The sequence below is a fragment of the Enterococcus devriesei genome (assembly GCF_001885905.1).
Lineage (GTDB): Bacteria > Bacillota > Bacilli > Lactobacillales > Enterococcaceae > Enterococcus_A > Enterococcus_A devriesei.
In genome coordinates this window covers 36,853-56,972 of record NZ_JXKM01000001.1, presented here as the reverse complement: position 1 = coordinate 56,972, position 20,120 = coordinate 36,853, and the positions used below count along the sequence as shown (strand labels likewise).

Annotated in this window: 20 protein-coding genes; 4 read left to right on the top strand and 16 right to left on the bottom strand. The window is 34.9% G+C overall.

Annotated features, from left to right (window positions below; all coding sequences use genetic code 11):
• Positions 1–108 precede the first annotated feature (108 nt).
• From RV00_RS00225 to RV00_RS16855, 16 genes are all read right to left on the bottom strand, one after another.
• Positions 109–429 carry a hypothetical protein gene (locus RV00_RS00225; RefSeq protein WP_071860598.1) on the bottom strand — a complete coding sequence of 107 codons (321 nt, stop codon included), beginning with the start codon at positions 427–429 and terminating at the stop codon, positions 109–111.
• A gap of 124 nt (positions 430–553) precedes the next feature.
• Entirely contained in the window at positions 554–1,156 is a 603-nt protein-coding gene (locus tag RV00_RS00220; RefSeq protein WP_071860597.1) for an alpha/beta hydrolase, read from the bottom strand.
• A 145-nt stretch (positions 1,157–1,301) separates the two neighbouring features.
• Positions 1,302–1,865 carry a VanZ family protein gene (locus RV00_RS00215; protein ID WP_071860596.1) on the bottom strand — a complete coding sequence of 188 codons (564 nt, stop codon included), beginning with the start codon at positions 1,863–1,865 and terminating at the stop codon, positions 1,302–1,304.
• A gap of 115 nt (positions 1,866–1,980) precedes the next feature.
• Positions 1,981–2,940, bottom strand: a complete 960-nt coding sequence (locus RV00_RS00210) for an LCP family glycopolymer transferase (protein ID WP_071860595.1) — start codon at positions 2,938–2,940, stop codon at positions 1,981–1,983.
• 190 nt (positions 2,941–3,130) lie between these two features.
• Positions 3,131–3,958, bottom strand: a complete 828-nt coding sequence (locus RV00_RS00205) for an SDR family NAD(P)-dependent oxidoreductase (protein ID WP_071860594.1) — start codon at positions 3,956–3,958, stop codon at positions 3,131–3,133.
• Positions 3,959–3,970: 12 nt separating this feature from the next.
• Positions 3,971–5,758: a thiamine pyrophosphate-binding protein gene (locus RV00_RS00200; protein WP_071860593.1), complete on the bottom strand. Its 1,788-nt coding sequence runs from the start codon at positions 5,756–5,758 to the stop codon at positions 3,971–3,973.
• 20 nt (positions 5,759–5,778) lie between these two features.
• Positions 5,779–7,290: a lipopolysaccharide biosynthesis protein gene (locus RV00_RS00195; protein ID WP_071860592.1), complete on the bottom strand. Its 1,512-nt coding sequence runs from the start codon at positions 7,288–7,290 to the stop codon at positions 5,779–5,781.
• Complete coding sequence (locus RV00_RS00190) at positions 7,283–8,407, bottom strand: polysaccharide pyruvyl transferase family protein (RefSeq protein ID WP_071860591.1); 1,125 nt, start codon at positions 8,405–8,407, stop codon at positions 7,283–7,285. The genes RV00_RS00195 and RV00_RS00190 overlap by 8 nt, the downstream gene beginning before the upstream one ends.
• Entirely contained in the window at positions 8,408–9,625 is a 1,218-nt protein-coding gene (locus RV00_RS00185; protein WP_249024038.1) for a hypothetical protein, read from the bottom strand.
• A complete protein-coding gene (locus tag RV00_RS00180) occupies positions 9,626–10,711 on the bottom strand; it encodes a glycosyltransferase family 4 protein (RefSeq protein WP_071860590.1) in 1,086 nt (361 codons plus the stop codon).
• Between the two features lie 13 nt (positions 10,712–10,724).
• Positions 10,725–11,915: a beta 1-4 rhamnosyltransferase Cps2T gene (gene cps2T / locus RV00_RS00175; protein ID WP_379924903.1), complete on the bottom strand. Its 1,191-nt coding sequence runs from the start codon at positions 11,913–11,915 to the stop codon at positions 10,725–10,727.
• A gap of 14 nt (positions 11,916–11,929) precedes the next feature.
• Entirely contained in the window at positions 11,930–12,628 is a 699-nt protein-coding gene (locus RV00_RS00170; RefSeq protein ID WP_071861028.1) for a sugar transferase, read from the bottom strand.
• Positions 12,629–12,659: 31 nt separating this feature from the next.
• The gene (locus RV00_RS00165) at positions 12,660–13,427 is read right to left on the bottom strand and encodes a tyrosine-protein phosphatase (protein ID WP_071860588.1); all 768 of its coding nucleotides are present in this window, start codon (positions 13,425–13,427) and stop codon (positions 12,660–12,662) included.
• Between the two features lie 24 nt (positions 13,428–13,451).
• The gene (locus RV00_RS00160) at positions 13,452–14,162 is read right to left on the bottom strand and encodes a CpsD/CapB family tyrosine-protein kinase (protein WP_071860587.1); all 711 of its coding nucleotides are present in this window, start codon (positions 14,160–14,162) and stop codon (positions 13,452–13,454) included.
• A 9-nt stretch (positions 14,163–14,171) separates the two neighbouring features.
• The gene (locus RV00_RS00155) at positions 14,172–14,966 is read right to left on the bottom strand and encodes a YveK family protein (protein WP_071860586.1); all 795 of its coding nucleotides are present in this window, start codon (positions 14,964–14,966) and stop codon (positions 14,172–14,174) included.
• Positions 14,967–15,717: 751 nt separating this feature from the next.
• Entirely contained in the window at positions 15,718–15,897 is a 180-nt protein-coding gene (locus RV00_RS16855; protein ID WP_071860585.1) for an LPXTG cell wall anchor domain-containing protein, read from the bottom strand.
• Between the two features lie 248 nt (positions 15,898–16,145).
• Between RV00_RS16855 and ahpC the strand changes: the two genes are divergently transcribed.
• From ahpC to RV00_RS00130, 4 genes are all read left to right on the top strand, one after another.
• Positions 16,146–16,709: an alkyl hydroperoxide reductase subunit C gene (ahpC, locus tag RV00_RS00145; RefSeq protein ID WP_071860584.1), complete on the top strand. Its 564-nt coding sequence runs from the start codon at positions 16,146–16,148 to the stop codon at positions 16,707–16,709.
• A gap of 114 nt (positions 16,710–16,823) precedes the next feature.
• Positions 16,824–18,359: an alkyl hydroperoxide reductase subunit F gene (ahpF, locus tag RV00_RS00140; RefSeq protein ID WP_071860583.1), complete on the top strand. Its 1,536-nt coding sequence runs from the start codon at positions 16,824–16,826 to the stop codon at positions 18,357–18,359.
• Positions 18,360–19,130: 771 nt separating this feature from the next.
• Complete coding sequence (locus tag RV00_RS00135; RefSeq protein WP_071860582.1) at positions 19,131–19,514, top strand: hypothetical protein; 384 nt, start codon at positions 19,131–19,133, stop codon at positions 19,512–19,514.
• 31 nt (positions 19,515–19,545) lie between these two features.
• Positions 19,546–20,046 carry a DUF2922 family protein gene (locus tag RV00_RS00130; protein WP_071860581.1) on the top strand — a complete coding sequence of 167 codons (501 nt, stop codon included), beginning with the start codon at positions 19,546–19,548 and terminating at the stop codon, positions 20,044–20,046.
• Positions 20,047–20,120 lie beyond the last annotated feature (74 nt).

Sequence of the window (20,120 nt, the reverse complement as noted above, 5' to 3'; positions counted from 1 at the left end):
TAGTTTGGATCACAAAAGTTCTATCCAAACTCCATTTTACGAGTAAACGATGTGACAGAAGTAGCTTCTTCAGAAATAAACCCACCACTTCTGTCCCAATCTCTTTACTTATTTATGACTCTCCACATGCATGAAGCCCCAATTAGTAGGCATATAATAACCATCCACCGACATATTTTTCAAATCACTGGAAACCAGCTGCCCCTTGATGTGATAAATCCGCTTCGCTTTGCGTTCAGCGTCACCCAGCTTTGCCAATAAAGCATTCAAATCGTACTCCGGCATCAAGAAATAGTGGAAATTAAAGCCCTTCAAACGCTCATGCGTAATCGCTCCTTCAAAGGTCAATAATTTCTGTAATTCTTGATCGTTGAACGCCAAATCAGTCAATGTCAAAGTCAAACCCTTAAATTCAAATGAATCTGTCATCACGCCACCCCTTCAAACAATAGTTTACCATATCTTAAAAAGGCTAGGCGGATTCGTTTCATTAGAAACAATCGAATAAAATTCTTTATTTAGTAAAACGGGGGCCGTGGAAAACGTGATCCGTTTATAACTCCTTCAACCACGTACGAGCCGCTTGAACTTCCTCCATCGTCAACTGATGACCATAAGTTGACTCAAATACGTCTACCTTCCCTTGCCGCTTACGAAACACCTCAACCAGTTCAGTAAAAGATGCCGTGCTTACGATTGGATCTTGCTCCCCGCCATAAGAAACCCAAATTTTCTTACTTTCTAATGGAAAGGTTTGCGTATGAACCTCCAATGACATGGGATGGAAAAAGATGCCGTGAGCCAATTCTGTTTCACGCTCTAACAACAAATGCGCCGCGATATTCGCCCCATTCGAATAGCCCACCAGAATCCACTCCGATAATGGAATCCCCTTTTCTGCACTGATCTCACGAATTTCTTTTAACAGTGTGTCGGTTTCTTTTTCTAAACTAGCAAAATCAAATTGATTCAAGCCGTGTCGGCGAAAGAACCGATTCATCCCATTTTCCTGAATCCCGCCGCGAAACGAAAGAATCGTCGCTTCCTCGTCTAAAAGGTTGACTAACTCCACCAAAGAATGTTCATCGCCGCCAGTTCCATGCAGCAAAATAAATTTCTTTCCATCTGGTTTGCCTGCTTGATAAATGTATTTCATTTCCTCCACCTCATTTAACTTACTAATTGTAAGTTATCATGAAGCATTGAAACAAACAACTAATCTGTTTGCTTTCTCCCTATACCTCAACAAAAAAAGCATGCAGCCGAATCATCGCTGCATACTTTATTCTATTCATTTTAGCTCATATCATCCACCGTTTGATCAAACCGCAAAGCTGATAGCCAATCGCACAGCCGACAAAATTAGTAATGATATCCCAAATATCAAAGGTTCCGAGATAGAACACATATTGGATCGTTTCGATTCCTAGAATCGTCGTCAAAGCAATTACCACAGCCTCCACTTTGCTGGCTCGGAAACCATAAAGACAGCCCAACGGAATAAAATAGCCGACATTCAAAATTAATTCACTGATCTGCTGACCATTATTCAAATACAACTCAAAAGGATTCAAATTAAAAGAATGATAGGCCCGCGCCTTCGTGAACAGCATGATAAATAATAAAAGAAAATAGCAGCTATAAAAAAGGTAAAAGTAGACATTCCAAAATTTTCGTTGCGCCCATTGCCAATAGAATAACCAAAGACTCAAGAAAATAAAGAGCCAAAGGGCCTCGTCGGTATATTCAAAACGCTGCGTCATCCGCTCCAAGCGAGGATAATTGAACAACGTTGGCAGTACCAAATAATAAACCAGTCCATAGCTCACGATCAACGAGCCGATGCCGGCAATGATTTTCTTCATTTGATTCCCTCCGATCCACTCTATTAGCTTACCCCAACCATTCCCAGATGTCAGCCCGCACAAGAAAAGTTTAAACAAAAAAACCAAAGGAACATTTTCCCTTGGCTTCATTGACTTACTTCAATTGTGTTTTTAATTCGTCTTGGACGCGTTTTAATTCAGTTGGATCAATTCGTTGATAAGAGACACCATCTTGCATGAAGCCTTCACCCTTCATCTGATCCGACTTGATATGTCCAAAAGCCCCACGATAATCCCCCATCAATGTTCGCATATCATCAAAGGAAAGATCCGTCTTCACATTCTCACCCATCGTCGTTAAGATCGATTGATAATTCGTCAGACCTTGCGTACTCAAAACTTTCTTCGCAACTCCGGTGATAATTTGACGCTGCCGCTCCTGACGACCATAATCTCCATTCGGATCATCATAGCGCATCCGCGAGTATTTCAAAGCTAAATCGCCATCCAGCTCCTGTTTGCCCTTAGGAAAAGTCTTTCCCTCATACGTAAACTCAAATGGATTATTAACCTCTACTCCGCCAACTGCGTCTACTAAAGATTCGATTCCTTGCATATTGATAGTGATATAGTGATTGATTGGAATATCTAATAACTTCTCCACCGTATCCATCGACATCGCTGCACCACCAAACGCATAGGCGTGGTTCATCTTATCCTGTGTATTATGGCCAACGATCTCCGTATATGTATCCCGCGGTAAACTTACCAATAACGACTCATCCTTTGAAGGATTGACCGTCGCCACCATCATCGTATCCGAACGACCTTGCTCTGTTCGTCCAAGTGCTCCTGTATCCACCCCTAAAAGTAAAATACTAAAAGGCTCCTGTTCTGATAATTTCACCTGACGCTTCGTCGTGCTGCCTTCTTTGCGATCCACTGACTCATAGGCTTCATTGGCCGTTGACTTTACATCATGATACATTTTTGCACCAACACCAACTACGACAAGCACGATTGCTAACAAAATCCCAAGTAAAGTTAATAGAATTTTTTTAGAAGTGCTTGCTTTTTTGACACCTTTACGCTTGCGTTTTCTTTTTTCAGCCATTCAGTTCAACTCGTTTCGTCTTAATTTATTGTCCGATTAGAATCTTTGTTGAAATAAAATATCTTCATCGCTTTCAATAAACTTGTTCATAAACTTCATTTTATAAAAAACATATCCATTTATTCTATAATATATTCGTTCAACGCTTCTAATGATTATTGAAATCCAATTCTAGTAATCATCCGTCTTATCATCTTTCTTCAAATTGAAATATCCCATTTCCACCAGTTAGATGCAGATTGGTCCCAACAGCATACTGACCCATAGGAGACACCATATAGACAGCCCACTCTCCAATTTCACTGGGAGTGATTAATCTACCTGTAGGATTGTCTAATGTTTCAATAGAATCCATGTCAGATGTATTTTGCATATTTGAAAACACGGGGCCAGGAGCTATTGAATTTACCACAATATTATAAGGAATTAAGAACTGAGCCATTCCTATAGTCGCTGAATCCAAAGCATTTTTTGAGATTTGATATGGCGTCCATCCTGGCTTTAAACCACTACCAGAGGATATATTAAGAACATTTCCCTTAATACCATTTTTTTTCCAAAAGTTAGAAATACACTGGCTCAAAAAGAAAGAACCTTTCAAATTAGTATCAATAACCCTATCCCAAGTTTCTTCAGAGACATGTCCAAACTGCTCTTTTGTGAGAATACCTGCACTATTAACTAAAATATCTATATTACAATCTGTTATTCTCATCAGCTCATTAACTTCATCGTTCATTTTCTTTACGTTTGTAATATCCATTTGAAAATAAGAACAATTATCTCCAAGTTTTTCAGAAACTAATTCCAATTTATCTTTATTTCTTCCAACTACAATAACTTTTGCACCACTTTCAATAAATGAAGTTGCAATTGCCTGCCCTATAGCACCTGCACCTCCAGTTATAATAGCAGTTCTATCTTTCAATAAATCACCTTTGTCAGTATTCTTAATGATCGGTATTTTTTGCTTTTGTCTCATAGACAAGAAAAATTTTTTTATTTTTCTTAATAACATTTTTTATCTCCTTTATTTAAATCTTCTCCTTAATTTTTTTAAACTTTCCATAGGTAAAATACTTTCAGAAAAATTATAAATTTTTCCTTTTAAAGAATAATTATTATCTAAACTTACCATTTTCTCCAGAGAATTCGATTCATCCTCTGAATTAGTAAAAACCTCTACAAGTATTGGTTCAGTAATATCAGAATTCATAAATTTAGGTAGAACATCTAAATACTCTTCCTTTGAACACGCAGAGTAGTATTTAAATCCTAAAGCAGATGTCCACGATTTAGCTAAAGAAGAATCTTGGGAATTTATTTTAAATCTTGGCTTAAAATGTCCCCCAGCAGCTATGTAGTCATCCGATTGATCTCCAAATTGTGAGCCTATGTGGGAAGAGTTTCTAAATTCAGTTCCTGTTCCATTATTAATCAATAATATTCTCAGATTTTTTCCAACATGTCTATTTCCCAAACTATTTACATCATAAAAAAAAGCTAAATCTCCCAAAACAACAAAATATAATCTATTTTCATCAACTAAAGACGCCCCTAGTGTTGTAGAAAGTAGTCCATCAATGCCGAAGCCACCAACATTGGACTCTACTTGAATGGACGGATCTATAGGGTAGAAATTCCAATTTCTTAACGAGTTTAAAATACCTAAATTTAGAAATGAACCTTTTGGAAGTTGTGGTATAGTTTTTTGCGCAATCCAAGAACTAGCAAAGGGCAAATCAGGAATTGAAGTACGTAAAGATACAAGATACATCTTCCATGATTCAAAAAAAGAAATATTTTTTCTATCAGTATCTTTTTCAATATATCTATCAAAAAAATCTAGCTCTTGCATTTCGAATATATGAGAGAGTCTTTTAAAAGTATCTCTCATTTCCCCATCTTCAGAAACTCTCCAAACAGGAGCCGTACTCTTATTAAACGTATCCATACTAGAATAGTCACCAGTTACTTCTCCTAAATGTATTATTACTGATGGAGCATAATTATCAAAATTTGTATGCTTTCTAGTTAAATTTACCCCACCTAAGGAAGAATTCAATTTATACTTCCCATTATAACCATTAGTTCTATCACCAAAAACTGCTCCATTGTATTGTTCGCAAAATTTATCAATTAAGCTTTCTTCTTCTTTGCTGAAATTTTTATGTCTTCCAATAAATATACCAATTTTAGCATCTGATGGAATAGAAGGTAATTTCTTTGTATAGTAAAAAAATCTTTCTACATAATTAACCTTTGGAAGGTTTTTAGTAGTAAATGTTGCCATATAATTAGTATTTAAGTTAATATGAACAGGTCCTCCCCCATGCCTATAAGTTTCTAAAATAGCTTTATTTACTTGATGATTTACAAACCAGTAGTCCTGTGAGGAATTAACAACTGGAAGGTTTACGGAAATTTTAGCAGCATCCTTAGGAAGTTGACTTCTATCAATATTTTGAGGTTTCAAATTTCCTACGTCTTGGATATCATTAAGAGATGTTATGGCAATCACAGGAATTTTGCTATAATACGCTTCAGTTAGCCCAGGTAAGTAGTTCCTAGAAGCAGTAGCGCCTGTACAAGTTAACACCACGGGTCTTCCACTTTCCCGTGCTAAGCCACACGCCATGTATGCAGCCGAGCGTTCATCAACAGAAGAATAAACTTTAAAAAAAGGATCATTTTGAACACTACCAACAATAGGAATATTAGTTGTACCAGGTGAAGCAATAATTTGATTGATTCCATGCTCTTTTAAAAGAGCAAGTACAATCTGAGCATTTTTTTCATCAGTATAATATTTTTCCATAATTTCCTCCTGAAAACCTATTAGTTTTTTTTTCTCACTAATTTTTTTATACTGCTCAATTCCAAATCAGTTGCACTTATGAACAAATACAGAACTATGTAAATTGCAGAATAAACCGATCCAAGAACTAAAAAAGTGATTAAAGTTACATCATTTATATAATTAGATACTATCAATATAGTAGTAGTTCCCACGAAAAAAGGAATAAAAATATTTGCAACACTTTTCCAAAAAGATCCCATACTTAACCCCATTTTCTTTTGATAATACCAGTTCATCACAAAACCATTGGCACATACCGTAGCGACAACATACCCAGAAATTGAACCTATAACACCAAATTTGATTACAGAAAAAATAGTCACCCCAATATTGATTATTGCAAAAATAGAGTAAACTGTTGACCTAAAATAATGCATATTCATCGCTTTTTGTATTTCGATTCCCACATTTTGACTAAGGGGTACCAATACAGGTAAAATCATTAAGATTACAAGATAATAGGCCTGAATATTATCAGACCCTGCCCATATGATAATGAAATATTTGCCAATTGCAATAAATCCTCCTAATATAAACGTCAAAACAATTAATTGAATGCGACCTACTTTAATCATTAAGTTCAACAAATTTTTTTGGGAAGTCCCATTACTAACTAATTCATTAATATAAGGAACATATACTCCAGATAATCCCACCGAGAGCATAAAAAATAGATTCTTTATTTGTGAAGCTACAGAATATATTGCGACCTCTTTAGCCCCAAGAAACATTCCAACAATAAAGCTAGGTACATTATTATTTACCATGTCTATAACCTGAGATAAAAGAACAAAGAGCGAAAATATTATTACCTCTTTTAATAAGATTAACGGAATATCAGAGAAACTAAACCTCATATTTAGTCTAGTAATAGAAAATTTAATATTTAACAGCAATAGTAAAAACGTAGTAACAGTTTGAGTAATTACAATTACAACTGATCCGAATCCTAACAGTATCAGAGGAATGCTGATAATAGGGACCATTATTGTTTGAGCAATTTGTCTTAATTGCTGATATTTCAATTTTTCATTAGCTAAAATATTACAATCAAACACCGCAGAAGGAAAAGTTAAAACAATATTTAATAACAATATTCCCATCAAAATTTTGGTTGTTTCAACTTCCCTAGCTGTAAAAGAAGAACCAAAGAATTTTTTTGTATTTAGTACTAATATTGAACCTAATATTAGGCTCAATAAAGCCATACCTAGAAAAAGCAGTAAGTACATGCCGTTTAAACTATCAATCGATTTTTTATCTTTAGCAGTTTTAAACTTCATATAAAATCTTACATACGAACCTGAAAATCCCATAGATAAAACACTTAGTCCCATAATAACAGAATTGGTCATCTGATAGATACCATACTCAGATTGACCAAGATATTTTAGTAGAAAAGGAGTATAGAGAAAAGCAATCAAATTTTTTAATATAATATTTACATAAGATAAAACCACAGCAAATTGCCGTTCAGAACTTCTATCCATTATCAGACTCCCTTAATTTAAGAAAAGTATCAAAATAGTCTGCAGATTTTTTCCTTTCCATGCTCAAAATTCCTTCGACCTTAGAAAACTCTGTATCAATTAGATCCTCAATTTTTATATTACTCTTACTTGAATTTTTTTGAAAATCAAATTTTTCTAATAGATTATCTAATCTGGAATTCATATTTCCAGTTGAACGCTCTAATACTTGAAAGGGAGTATTGAACAGTATAGAAAAGACTGTTCCGTGAAAAGAATCTGTTACTACAAATTCCGCATAATCAATTGCTTGAATAAATTGCGTAACAGTTAGAATTACGCTATTCTTTTCAATTGAATCACCCATTAACGTAATAATTTTATAACCATTTTTTCTAGAGAATTTTTCAATTTCTTGTCTTTTTTTATCTGACAATCCTCTAAGAGCATATACTAAAACAAATTTTTCAGATGAAATCCAGTTGGAATTCTCTCTTGATGCCAGAACTCTCCATTCATAAGGAGTTAATAACATTGTCGGATCAACATGTACAAATACATCTTTAGTCGTTAATCCTTTTACAATATCTTCTCCTTGAGATTCTCTAACAGAAATTTTTCTCATACCATTGAGATTCTTTTGGTAGTATTTTTTATCAGCACTTATTATTTCGGATTTACCAAAACTAGCGGCATAGGAATACCTTTTTTTATAAGGAACAAAATCCAAAAAGAAGGTTGAATCACTTATTGAAGATTGATTCCATACTTGATCACTTCCAACAATAAACATATCATATTGTATTGAAATATTTTTTAGTTCAGATTTTTGTACAGTTCTAGTTTTTAAATATTTTTCTGTAAAGGGACGTACTTTAGGAGTCTTCATTTTTGCCATTTCAGCATAATCTCCACCATATTCTCTTTTATAGAAGAGTAACTTAATGAGCTTTGGACTTATACAAATCCTTACAAACGCATCAAACATTTTTTTTACTCTACTCTTTCTTGAGAATGGTATTTCTAGCGTTTCCACCTGGTATCCTCTTTTTTCCAAAATTGTTTGCAAAGCATAATTCTGTAATCTATTTCCATAATTAAAGTTCCCAGGCAAAGTTACTATTCCTATTTTTTCCATTTATGATACCTTTCTTCTGATATATTTTTTATCTGAAAGTATTAAACCTAGCAAACCGAAACCGATAACTCCAGCACTTGATTTAATGCTACCACTTCCTATTGAAGCGATTAGATATGTTATAGCTACTGATAACGAAACTATTTTTTTTCTTTCATTTTTCATTTTCATGGAAATCCTAATTATAATAAAAAATACAGAATAATATAGTGCTCCACCAATCCACCCAAACTGACCTAGAACCATAGCTAAATAATTATCATTCAAAGTAGAAAATCGTAAGTCTCCATCTAAACCATATAATTTATTGTAACCTAACAAATAATAAACTGGAGAATAGTATCGAGCAGCCATCTCTGAACCGAATAGCCCAAATCCAGTACCGCCAGGAAAATAGGCATTTGCCAATCTTACTGAATCTAATAGCATAATTTTCCTGGGGGAATAATGCGTAACATCTAAAAAATAATCGTATAACTGAGAATAGCCGAATAACAAAAACAAACAACCAATGGCAGAAAAAGCAAACACATTAATTTTTAGTTTAAATTTTCTAAATACGCTCATCCCTATTAAAGCTAGAGGAAATACCATAACTTGTATTTTTGTTGTCTCCATGATTATTATGGAACCCAGTAATATAAAGAAGTAATCGTTTGCTTTTAAACTATTAGCTTTAATTAAAATTATAAGCATCAAAGAAATAACTAAAAAACCTGTATCACCAGGAAATACATATACAAAACTAAAGGGACTTAATCCATATCTCTTTTCCGACAGTACCATACTATTAGGTACGAATTGAGAAATCGTCCCAATCAAAAATAGTATCAACAAACTTAACTTAGAAAAATAACTAAGTTTATCATTTATATAATCCATAGTATCCTGAAAACTAATTCCGTAGTAAAAAGCAAAAGTGATGAATAATTTCATACTCATTACAATATCCACGATAATTGGAAAAAGAGGTTGATTAAATCCCATAATAATATTGGATACTAGACCAATAATGGATATTACCATGATCATTACAACTATATATCGATATAATGAACTGATATTTTTATTTCTGAAAAAAATGTATATGACAAAAAAAAGATATATAATCGTTATTATTTCATCTAAAGATGATAATACATCAATATAATTTGAAGCCACACTAGCTAGGATAGAAATGAACAGTAGTGAAGTTGTTAAGGAATTGGTTTTTATCATCTAATTGTCCACCTCAAAAACAGATTTTATTTCACTCGCCAACTTATCACTAGAATAATTTTCTGTAGTTTCAATTGCCTTTTCATGTATTCTCTTTTTTTCATCCTTAGTTAAAAAAAGAATTTTTTTAATCTTATCTATTAAATCATCTACATCTCTGCTTTTAAACAGAAAACCATTTTTTTCGTCTTCAACGTAGCTAATCGGTCCATAATTATTTGCCGCTAATAAAATACTATTAGTACACATTGATTCCAAACCAACCAATCCTAAACTCTCACTTTTTCTATATGTAGGAAAGACAAAAATTTCTAAAGCGTTAAAAACATAATTCATTTCCTTCTGCGAAAGAAAGTCATACTTGATAATCTTATCACTTATATTTAACTCATCTACCATTTTATCAAACTGCGGTTGTTCAGCTCCCGAGCCGACCACAATAAATTTTATTCTAGGATCCGACATTTGACTTATCATCTTTAGAAATATATCCCACCCCTTTGATTTTTCAATTCTACTGATGTAACCAATATACATATATTCTTTATCAATCTTTAGACTTTCGATTACTTCTGCTCTATTAACTTTGTAAAAAACTTTTTTATTAATACCCCCAGATGGAAAGACATGGATTTTATCAATTACTTTTGGATTTTGCCTTAATAATTCCTGCTTGAAATATTCAGATGGAACGATAATCTTGTGTGAATTATCTAATAATTTAAGAGTAATTTTTATTAAAGCCATATCTTTTCTAGACTCTGGTACTAAATCATTACCATGAATGTTTATAATTATTTTTTGTTTTTTTAAAAAGCTACTTATTAATAGTGGAATCCCAGAAATTGCCGGATAATGCACATATACAAAATCGAATTTTTTTAATATTAAGTAAAATAATGATTTTAAAAAAAAGTTAATATATGTAAAAAATTTTTTTACCTTATTCTTCTTTTTTTTAATCACTATTTTCTTTATATTGACATCACATTCTTTTAAAATTTTTTCAGTATTCTGTACAAAAACACCATAATGTGGAAATTCATCTGACGGATACATATTTGAAAGCAATAAAATTTTTTTCATTATTCCTCCACGTTTATCGTTGGTGGGATTGTACGAAAATGATTTCATAATCTGTACAAATTTTATTCCAACTGTATTGACCTTTCATTCTATTTAAAGACAAGTTATAATAATTCTCTTTTTCTTTCAACGAAATTTTTTCTACATTATTAATTACATTTTTTAATGTATTCTTTTGCCAATATATCGCGCCATTTCCCGCAACTTCCCTATTAAATCCAACACCTAATAGTAAACTTAATTTTGTTGATGCTAAAGCCTCCAACAAAGATGGATTAGTTCCCCCAACTTCGTGACCATGAATATAAGCGAAAGATTTCTCTCGTATGTATTTTAATAATTCCTGATCGTAAACTGTACCAACAAATTTTATTCTAGAATCTTGTTCAAAGTTTGTCTCGTCTTTCAATTTATCATAGAACTTATTGTTTTCGACATTCGTAATCAAAACTAAATCTTTTTTACTATTAGACTTCATAAATTCACGGATCATTGTCTCAAAATTATTTTCTGGTACAAATCTACCAACAACTAAATAATAATTATTGGGTTGCACTTTCTTTGCTTGAAACCATTGAATAACTTCTTGACTAAACGTAGTAAGTTTTGATTTTTCTAAATCCGTTCCATAAGCAATATAAGCAGTTTTAGGATTATATTTGACATAATCTTCTCGGATATATTTTTCAATATTTTTACTATCACAAATCAATAGGTCTGCGTGTTTTACCATTAATTGTTCAGAATATTTCCAATATCTACGGACTGGATAGCTCCATTTTGATCGCATCCATTCATGTCCATCTGGATTTACATATAGTTTTCCATCTAATTCTTTTATTTTATTTTTTAAGCTGCCAATAAATGGTCCAATTCTGCAAGCCAAAACATAAAAAATTGGGTGCTTATCTTTATTTTTTTCCGCTAACTTTATTGCATATTTTAAGGCTGCAATATCATAATAAATGGCTTTAGCCGGTCCGACATTGGGAACGTCAATATTAAAACAATTGGCGCCATTATGCTCAAAGTGCTTATCAGTAATTCCCGATTTAGCTGAATTTTCAGTCATACACGCCACATGATATTGGATATTTTTATCAACTTGGTGTTCAGTCAACTTTTCAACAAATGTTTCAAATCCACCATATTTGGCCGGAATTCCCTTTGATCCAATAATATAAACATGCTGCTTCTTTTCCACTACAATAAAACTCCTTAATATGCTCCATTTGGCTTAATCATTATTTTTGCAGTTTTCCAAATAATTTTTAAATCATTATTTATACTTCTATTCTTAATATATTCAATATCAAAGTCAACCATCTCATCAAATCCCACATCATTTCGACCACTAATCTGCCACAATCCCGAACAACCTGGTTTTACCATGAGACGTTGCTTATCGTGGGGAGTATATTCTCTCACTTCACGCTCTAGAGGTGGTCGTGGTCCAACTAAGCTCATATTCCCTTTTAGTACATTCAAAAGTTGCGGTAATTCATCCAAACTAGTTTTCCGAATGAATTTCCCAATCTTCGTTACACGAGGATCATTCTTCATCTTAAACATTGCGCCATCAACTTCGTTTTTAGTTAAAAGCTCATCTAGTTTATTTTCAGCATCTATACACATTGAGCGAAACTTGTACATCGTAAATAGCTTCCCATTACGTCCAACGCGTGTTTGTTTAAAAATCACAGGACATCCTGGTTCTTCTTGTCTAATTTTATAGGTAACCCAAAGCGTTATTGGTAATGTAATAATCAATCCAGAAAAACTACCTACAATATCAATCGCCCTTTTAAAAAAATCATAACCTTTTTGTTGTCGAATTTTTTCTTGATCAATCCAAACAAGTTTATCATATTGATCTGCATAATATTTTTTTGCTTCATTCACATCCACACAACTCAGTACTTTTTCTTCTACCAACAAAGCCCTCTCCTTAACTAAAGAATTTAAACTTCTTGTCCTTAATCTCCCCAAACTCTGGATGTTTAACTACATCTCCATTGACCAAATCTTTGGCCATTTGCATCATTTCATCCACTTTTGATTGCCCATATTCTTTTCGAATTATTTCACAAGATTCTTTCAGATAGAAGCCCCTTTGTCGAAGATTGTGAGCATCCGAGGCTACCATATACAACATATTATGTTTTAACATTTGCTTCGCTGTTTTTTGGATCTCTTTCCCAAATATCCCGACAATGCTTGGTGCAGTCAACTGCGTAAGAACCCCCATTTCTAAAAATGGGATCAGCTCATTAGGATCTTTACGAAAAACAGCGTTTCTTTCAGGATGAACGATCACAGGTGTATGACCTTGGCTTAATAACTGAAAGAATAGTTGTTCTGTATAAGCAGGCACCTCTCCTGTTGGAAATTCAATTAATATGTATGTGTCATCAAGATCAGTAAACAGGATTTCACCTTTGGCAATGTCTTCTAAAAGTGTCCCTGTAATCCGAACTTCTTGACCTTCTAATAAAGTGAGATTCAAGTTACGCTGATCCAACTCTTGTTGTAATCGCGCAACTTGTTCAATGACTTGATTCGCTGGATTTGAGTATTTCCCATTGTTATGATGGGGGGTGCACATTAGATGGGTAATGCCTTGACTGATTGCTTTTTCAGCCATCGCAAGACTATCATCTAACGCGCGAGCTCCATCATCCACTCCGGGTAAAATATGACAATGTAAATCAATCATCTGCTCACCTTCTTAGTTTTATTCTTAATTATCGGTGCCGTAATAATAATATCCTTGATCGTTTTCATCTGTGCTGCCATTGAATACTGCCCCTAAGACATTGGCATTCACCATTGATAGCAACTCTCGTGCCTTTTGTAAGGAATCTTTCCGTGTAACATTTTCCCGTACAACCAGCAGCGTTCCATCCGCTTTAGAAGCCATAATCTGTGCATCCGTCACAGCTACAATTGGTGGCATGTCAAAAATAATAAAGTCATAAGAATCCCTAAGTTCCATAATCAGTTGATCCATTCTAGTAGATCCGAGTAATTCAGAAGGGTTCGGTGCTTTAGGGCCACTAGTCATTACATAAAGATTAGGTACTACACTTCGTTGAACGGCTTCTTTAACACCCATATCCGAACTTAAGACATTACTTAGTCCAACGTTATTGGTTAATTGGAAAGTTTTGTGTACTGTAGACTTTCGCATATCTGCATCTACTAATAAGACGCTCTGACCTGAATTTGCAAAAACAACGGCTAAGTTAGCTGATGTTGTTGATTTACCTTCGCCCGGTCCGGAAGATGTAACTACTAACGTTTTGATTTGGCGATCTGCGGAGGAAGCAAATTGAATATTCGTTCGAACCGTGCGATATCTTTCTGATACAGGAGAAGATTTATCTACCAATGTAATTAGACTAACTGCTTCAGGTATTTCTGATCGTTTCTTTCTTTCTTTCTTACTCATAAGTGCCTCCTAAACCCGATTACGGCGGCGACGTTCAACGTTGGTTGACGGTTCTGCCGCTTTTCTATCAGATGCTTTTCGATTAATTGTTGAGATTGGTTCACGACGAAGCTTAGCGTTTAATTCCTTTTGTGTCATCGCTGGAACATTTCCTAGAATGGTCAAACCAAATTCATCCGTCAATGTACGGCTCTCTTTGACTGTTCGATCCAGTAGTTCAAGGACTATCGCTAAAAGTACGCCCAACATCAGACCAAGTAGCAAGCCCACTGCTAATGTTAATTTTTTATTTGGAAATACCGGTTGATTACCTGCTACAGCTTTAGAAATAATCGAGATACGATCAACATTTAAGACATCTTTAGCGTTTTCTTTAAAAATTTCAGCTGTAACATTTGAAATGTTCGCAGCCGCTCTTGGACTTGTGCTAGTAGCAATAATCGAAAACATTTGTGAATTTTGATTTTGTTCGACTTGGATGGCCTCTTTCAAACCACCCGCACTCATTTTAATCCCATAATCAGCGTTCAATTTATCAGCAACTTCATTTGTTACTAAGTCACCGGTAATAATGTCTTTATACGTATTGATCATCTGCAAGTTCGTATTCACATCATTTGCATTAGTTGTTTCTGTTTGGGGCAAGGTTACGACCAATTGGGCCTGCGAACTGTATTTTGGTGTTAAAATGAAAAAAGCAAGCAGCCCGGCAATTAAAACACCTACAAGGCCTCCTACTACAATCAACCCTAATCGTTTTCTCAGTAGTTCAAATAATTGTTTGATACTAATTGTCTCTTCCATAAACTCCTCAACTTCCTAATTTACTTTAATAATCTGATTCAAACTCCCTAACGATAGCAGAAACAGTATATCAAAAAAATACATACTTCAAACAAAGTGTAAAAAAATATGTATTCTTTTTTTGACACTTTAAATAAAGAAAAAGAACGATTTATCCAAATAATGTGCTTTATTATTAGTGATGTACTCTTTAACATAATGTCAGTTAAAATCAAACTTCTCTTATAGATCGTTTGCATCTTTTCACTAAAGAACCATCAGATACCATTGATTAGTTATCTACTATCTTACTTATGTCCCCCACATTAATTAAAAAAAAACAGTTTTACCGTTACCATTATAGTTGAAACACCTTGTTATATCAATGTTTTTTTATACTCTCCTTCTTTTAACAATTTAAATGCCTTTTTCACGAAATATAAAAAAGCGATTGCTACTTCTTCTAAGATTTCTATTAATCTGTTATTTTTTGTTGTTTTCCTTATATTATTATTAATTTATTCAAAAACCAAAAAAAAGATAATTGTTTGATCCTTCCGATAATTAATTTATTTAACTAGCAAATTATTTTTCATTAATAATTAGAGCAATTTAGTTTAAAAAGATTGCTAAAATGACTGTCTATTAAATCCCTTCATTTTTAAAATAAGATATATTCTAGGCGTTTCTTCTTAAACTAATAAATAAGCCGATACTTCAAGTTAGGTAAATACCTAACTTGAAGTATCGGTTTTCAGCTCAGTTCTATTCTCTATTTACTCTTATGTCTTTTGATTAGATAGAAAGCTGCTGCCAGAACAACTATGAAGCCACCAATAATAAGGAGCAGAGAATTTCTTTCCTCACCAGTCTTCGGATAGAACCCTTGTTTCGGTGTATGTGGTTTCTTGGGTGAAGCTGGCTTGTTTGGCTTATTGGATGCATTCGACATTTAAGATCTAATAGGAAACAATTCCATTAAGCAAACTAAACCTGAGAAATCCATCAGCTCGAAAAGAAAGATTTTTCAAGAGAACCAAAACAGGACATTTTTTCAAATTTCTTCAAAAAAAGATTTACAATCGCCTATTCTTTTGTTTATAATAATTATAAATAGAAAACCAAAAACGCTTCGTTTATTTGGCTTTCTTTTATCAATTAAGAGAAAATTTTCTCAATATTTTACAGGAGGGTTCATTCATGTCATTAATTGGAAAACAAGTTGAGGCGTTTCACGCCCAAGCCTATCGTCAAGGAAAGTTTGTCGAGATTTCAAATGAAGAGTTTAATGGAAAATGGAACGTTGTTTGTTTCTATCCAGCTGATTTCACTTTTGTTTGCCCCACTGAGTTAGAAGATTTACAAGAACAATACACGACCTTGAAAGATCTAGGCGTGGAAGTTTATTCATGCTCTACTGACACCCACTTTACTCACAAAGCATGGCATGATACCTCTGATGCTATTGGAAAAATCGAATACACTATGATTGGTGATCCTTCACATCAGATTTCTCGTATTTTCGATGTGTTAGACGAAGAAGCGGGGTTAGCTCAACGTGGAACTTTCGTTATCGATCCAGATGGCATTGTCCAAGCGATGGAGATCAACGCAGATGGTATCGGCCGCGATGCCAGCAGCTTGATCGATAAAATTCGTGCCGGCCAATATGTCCGCAGTCACCCTGGAGAAGTTTGTCCAGCAAAATGGAAAGAAGATGGTGCGACCTTGAAGCCAAGTTTTGATTTAGTCGGCAAGATCTAGTCGTCCTTTTTAACAAAACCAGCGCCTGCCGCTATCTGCTTTAACAACTTAATCAGATGGTGCGGGCTTTTTTCTGCAAAATAAAAATCAAGTCACAAAACCAAGGAGCCTCTTATGTTAGACAATGAAACTAAAACACAACTGAAACAATACCTTGATTTACTGGAAGCTGAGCTCGTTTTTTCGGTTAGTTTAGATGATTCCGAAGATTCGAAAAAAGTGACCGAATTTTTAACTGAAGTGGCGGAGATGACGAGTCGGGTCACGATCGAACCGCTGAAACTAAAGCGGACACCTAGCTTTGAGATCAATCAAAAAGAGGCCGGCGCTAGCGGGGTCGCCTTTGCGGGGCTACCGATGGGCCACGAATTCACTTCCTTCATTTTGGCTTTGCTGCAAGTTAGCGGGCGGGCGCCCAAAATCGATGATGCCTTGATCAAACAAATTCAGGCCATTGATCGACCTTTGCATTTTGAGACCTATGTTAGCTTGACTTGTCATAACTGTCCTGACGTTGTCCAAGCCTTGAATATTATGGCGGTACTGAATCCCAACATTAGCCACACCATGATCGAAGGCGGCATGTATCAAGCAGAAGTCGATGCTAAAAAAGTGATGGCTGTTCCGACGGTTTTCCTAAACGATGAAGAATTCGGCAGCGGCCGTATGACGATCGAAGAATTGGTCGAAAAAGTCAGTGGACCTTTAAGCGCCAATGAATTCGCCGATAAAGACCCCTTTGATGTTTTAGTCATCGGCGGCGGACCAGCGGGTGCCAGCTCAGCGATTTATGCGGCTCGTAAGGGAATCAAAACTGGCATGGTGGTTGAGACTTTCGGCGGGCAAGTCCTTGAAACTTTAGGGATCGAAAATGTGATCGGAACGCCGTACATAGAAGGGCCACAATTGATGTGTCAAGTCGAAGAGCACGTGAATCAATACGGGGTCGATGTCATGAAAGGCCAACGTGCGAGAGCCATTCAGAAAAAGGAAATGATCGAAGTCGAATTAGCCAACGGCGCACAGCTGAAGACCAAGACCGCAATTCTAGCAACCGGTGCTCGCTGGCGTGCGATCAATGTTCCCGGTGAAAAAGAATTCAAAAATAAAGGCATCGCCTACTGTCCACATTGTGATGGTCCACTATTTAAAGACAAAGAGGTGGTTGTCATCGGCGGTGGCAATTCGGGGATCGAAGCGGCGATTGATTTAGCCGGTCTTGCGAAGCATATTTATATTTTGGAATTTTTGCCGGAGCTCAAGGCCGACCAAGTGTTACAAAAAAAATTGCATGCACTGCCAAATGTCACGGTCATCACGAATGCCGCGACCAAGGAGATCACCGGTTCAACTCAAGTAGAGGCCTTAACTTACGTCGATCGCTTAACCAACGAAGAACATACTTTAGTTGTCGAAGGAGTCTTCATCTTAATCGGGTTGATGCCAAACACCGAATGGCTGAAGGATTCTGTCGAATTGACTTCGCGGGGAGAAATTCTCGTTGATAAACATGGCGCAACCAACATTGAAGGTATTTTCGCTGCAGGGGATTGTACCGACAGCGCCTATAAGCAGATTATTATCTCAATGGGTTCTGGCGCTACTGCCGCCCTTGGCGCCTTTGATTACTTGATCCGCCGAATAGAATAGATAATTCGACTTAATAGAAACAATTTTCAGAAAATACTACTCAAAAATAATCCCTATTTTCTTCCTAGTAACCAAAAAGAAGAAAATGGGGATTTATTTATATTCAGATTCGTAAGCAGATTTTTTACTATAAATCTAAATACAGAAAAGAATTAAGCTGATCTTTCTATTTTGTATCAGAAAATAGTCGCTCTCCTCTCCTAGTAAAGTCTCTTTTTATAACTATAAATAATATTTATTTCAACAAGAGTACTTTCTAATAATTTCTACATAAAGCGAATTTTTTTGGCTAATTAACAAACTATAAATCTTCTTGTTTATAATATTGATAATTTTTAACTAAACTCGTGGCTCAATATTCTTGTTGACAAAAGAATGAAAATTAAATATCGTATTTTTCTTCTTTCATTCTACAAAATAAATTTTTACCCCTCAATTTAGCATTTTTTCCTATCATTCAATGGATAGGAACACTGCTATATCAATATTCTTATTTATTGTAATTGGCGAAATTCGCAGGTTTCCTGCGAAATTCAGCTATTGTTTTTGAAGATAACTTTCCGTTATTCTTTATTTGCGGCAAGAATAACTTTTGTCAGACCGACATTAAAAATTAATAACTAAAAAAATCAAGCTTCTAGAGCTTTTCCCAATAAATATTTACGTTAACTAAGAGACATACCAACAGATATTAAAAAAAGACCTAGTTTGCCAAACCTTATCCATTAGTTGCCACCCGTCCATCTTACTTAAACCAAGGAGGAAAATTTCATGAAGAAACAGCCCTTTACTCATCAACAGTTATTTGGCTTAAAAAAGGCTACATTGGAAAAACGAATTCTCTCATACTACAACCTTTCCGGTGATAGTGAAACGACTATCCAATATTTGATGACATTACTAATTCGAAAACAGTTGGGTGATGACGAATTCGAACTGGTTTTATCTGATCTTGTCCATCATTTATTTAAGGAACGGAAAGTGACTAAGACATTAAAGAAATTCTTCTTTTATTTCCAAGAGTATTTTCCTTCCAAAGAATGGAAGTACTTATTGATCCGTTGCTTTCCTGCTCGCCAATACGCTCAAAGACTAATCAAAGCCTTTAAAAATCGCAAAGCGAATCAACAAACAACCTTATTAGAAATTCCTTGACAAATCATGAACACATAGAAAGGAGCTTACCATGAAGAAACAATCAAGAAAATTAGTCGCGACCTATAAATCTAGTACAGGGGAAACCTCTCACTTTACCTACAAAAATCCAACAACCGATAAATCCGCCGAAGAAATCAAGGACACATTAGAATTATTGACGTTATTAGACATTTTTAACCAAGATGGTGTGAATCCCTTTGAAGAAGTGATCACCGCCAAATATGTCGAAACGATTGAGACAACCCTTTTTGATCCTAAAGAGGATGTCTTACCTGAAACAAGCTGCCCGGAAACTTACAGTGAAGAGTCTGATTTAGAAGTACATCAGACTGAAATACCCACCATTCCAGATAGAACTAGCACAATCATGACCGCTTTTCTGCGTCCATTTAAAGGTTTTACGGAACCTTCAAAATCATTCGAACAATCGCAACATACTGGCAACATAATCAACCCAGCCAAAAAAACAATCCAAAGTTCCCTATTTGGTAGAGGATTAAAGAAAAAATATCAGGAAAAAATTCCTTGAAAATAGCTATTCAGCTAAACGAGCCTCTTAGTGAACAAAAAAGATCAGAGAGCGCACTCTCTGATCCATCATTG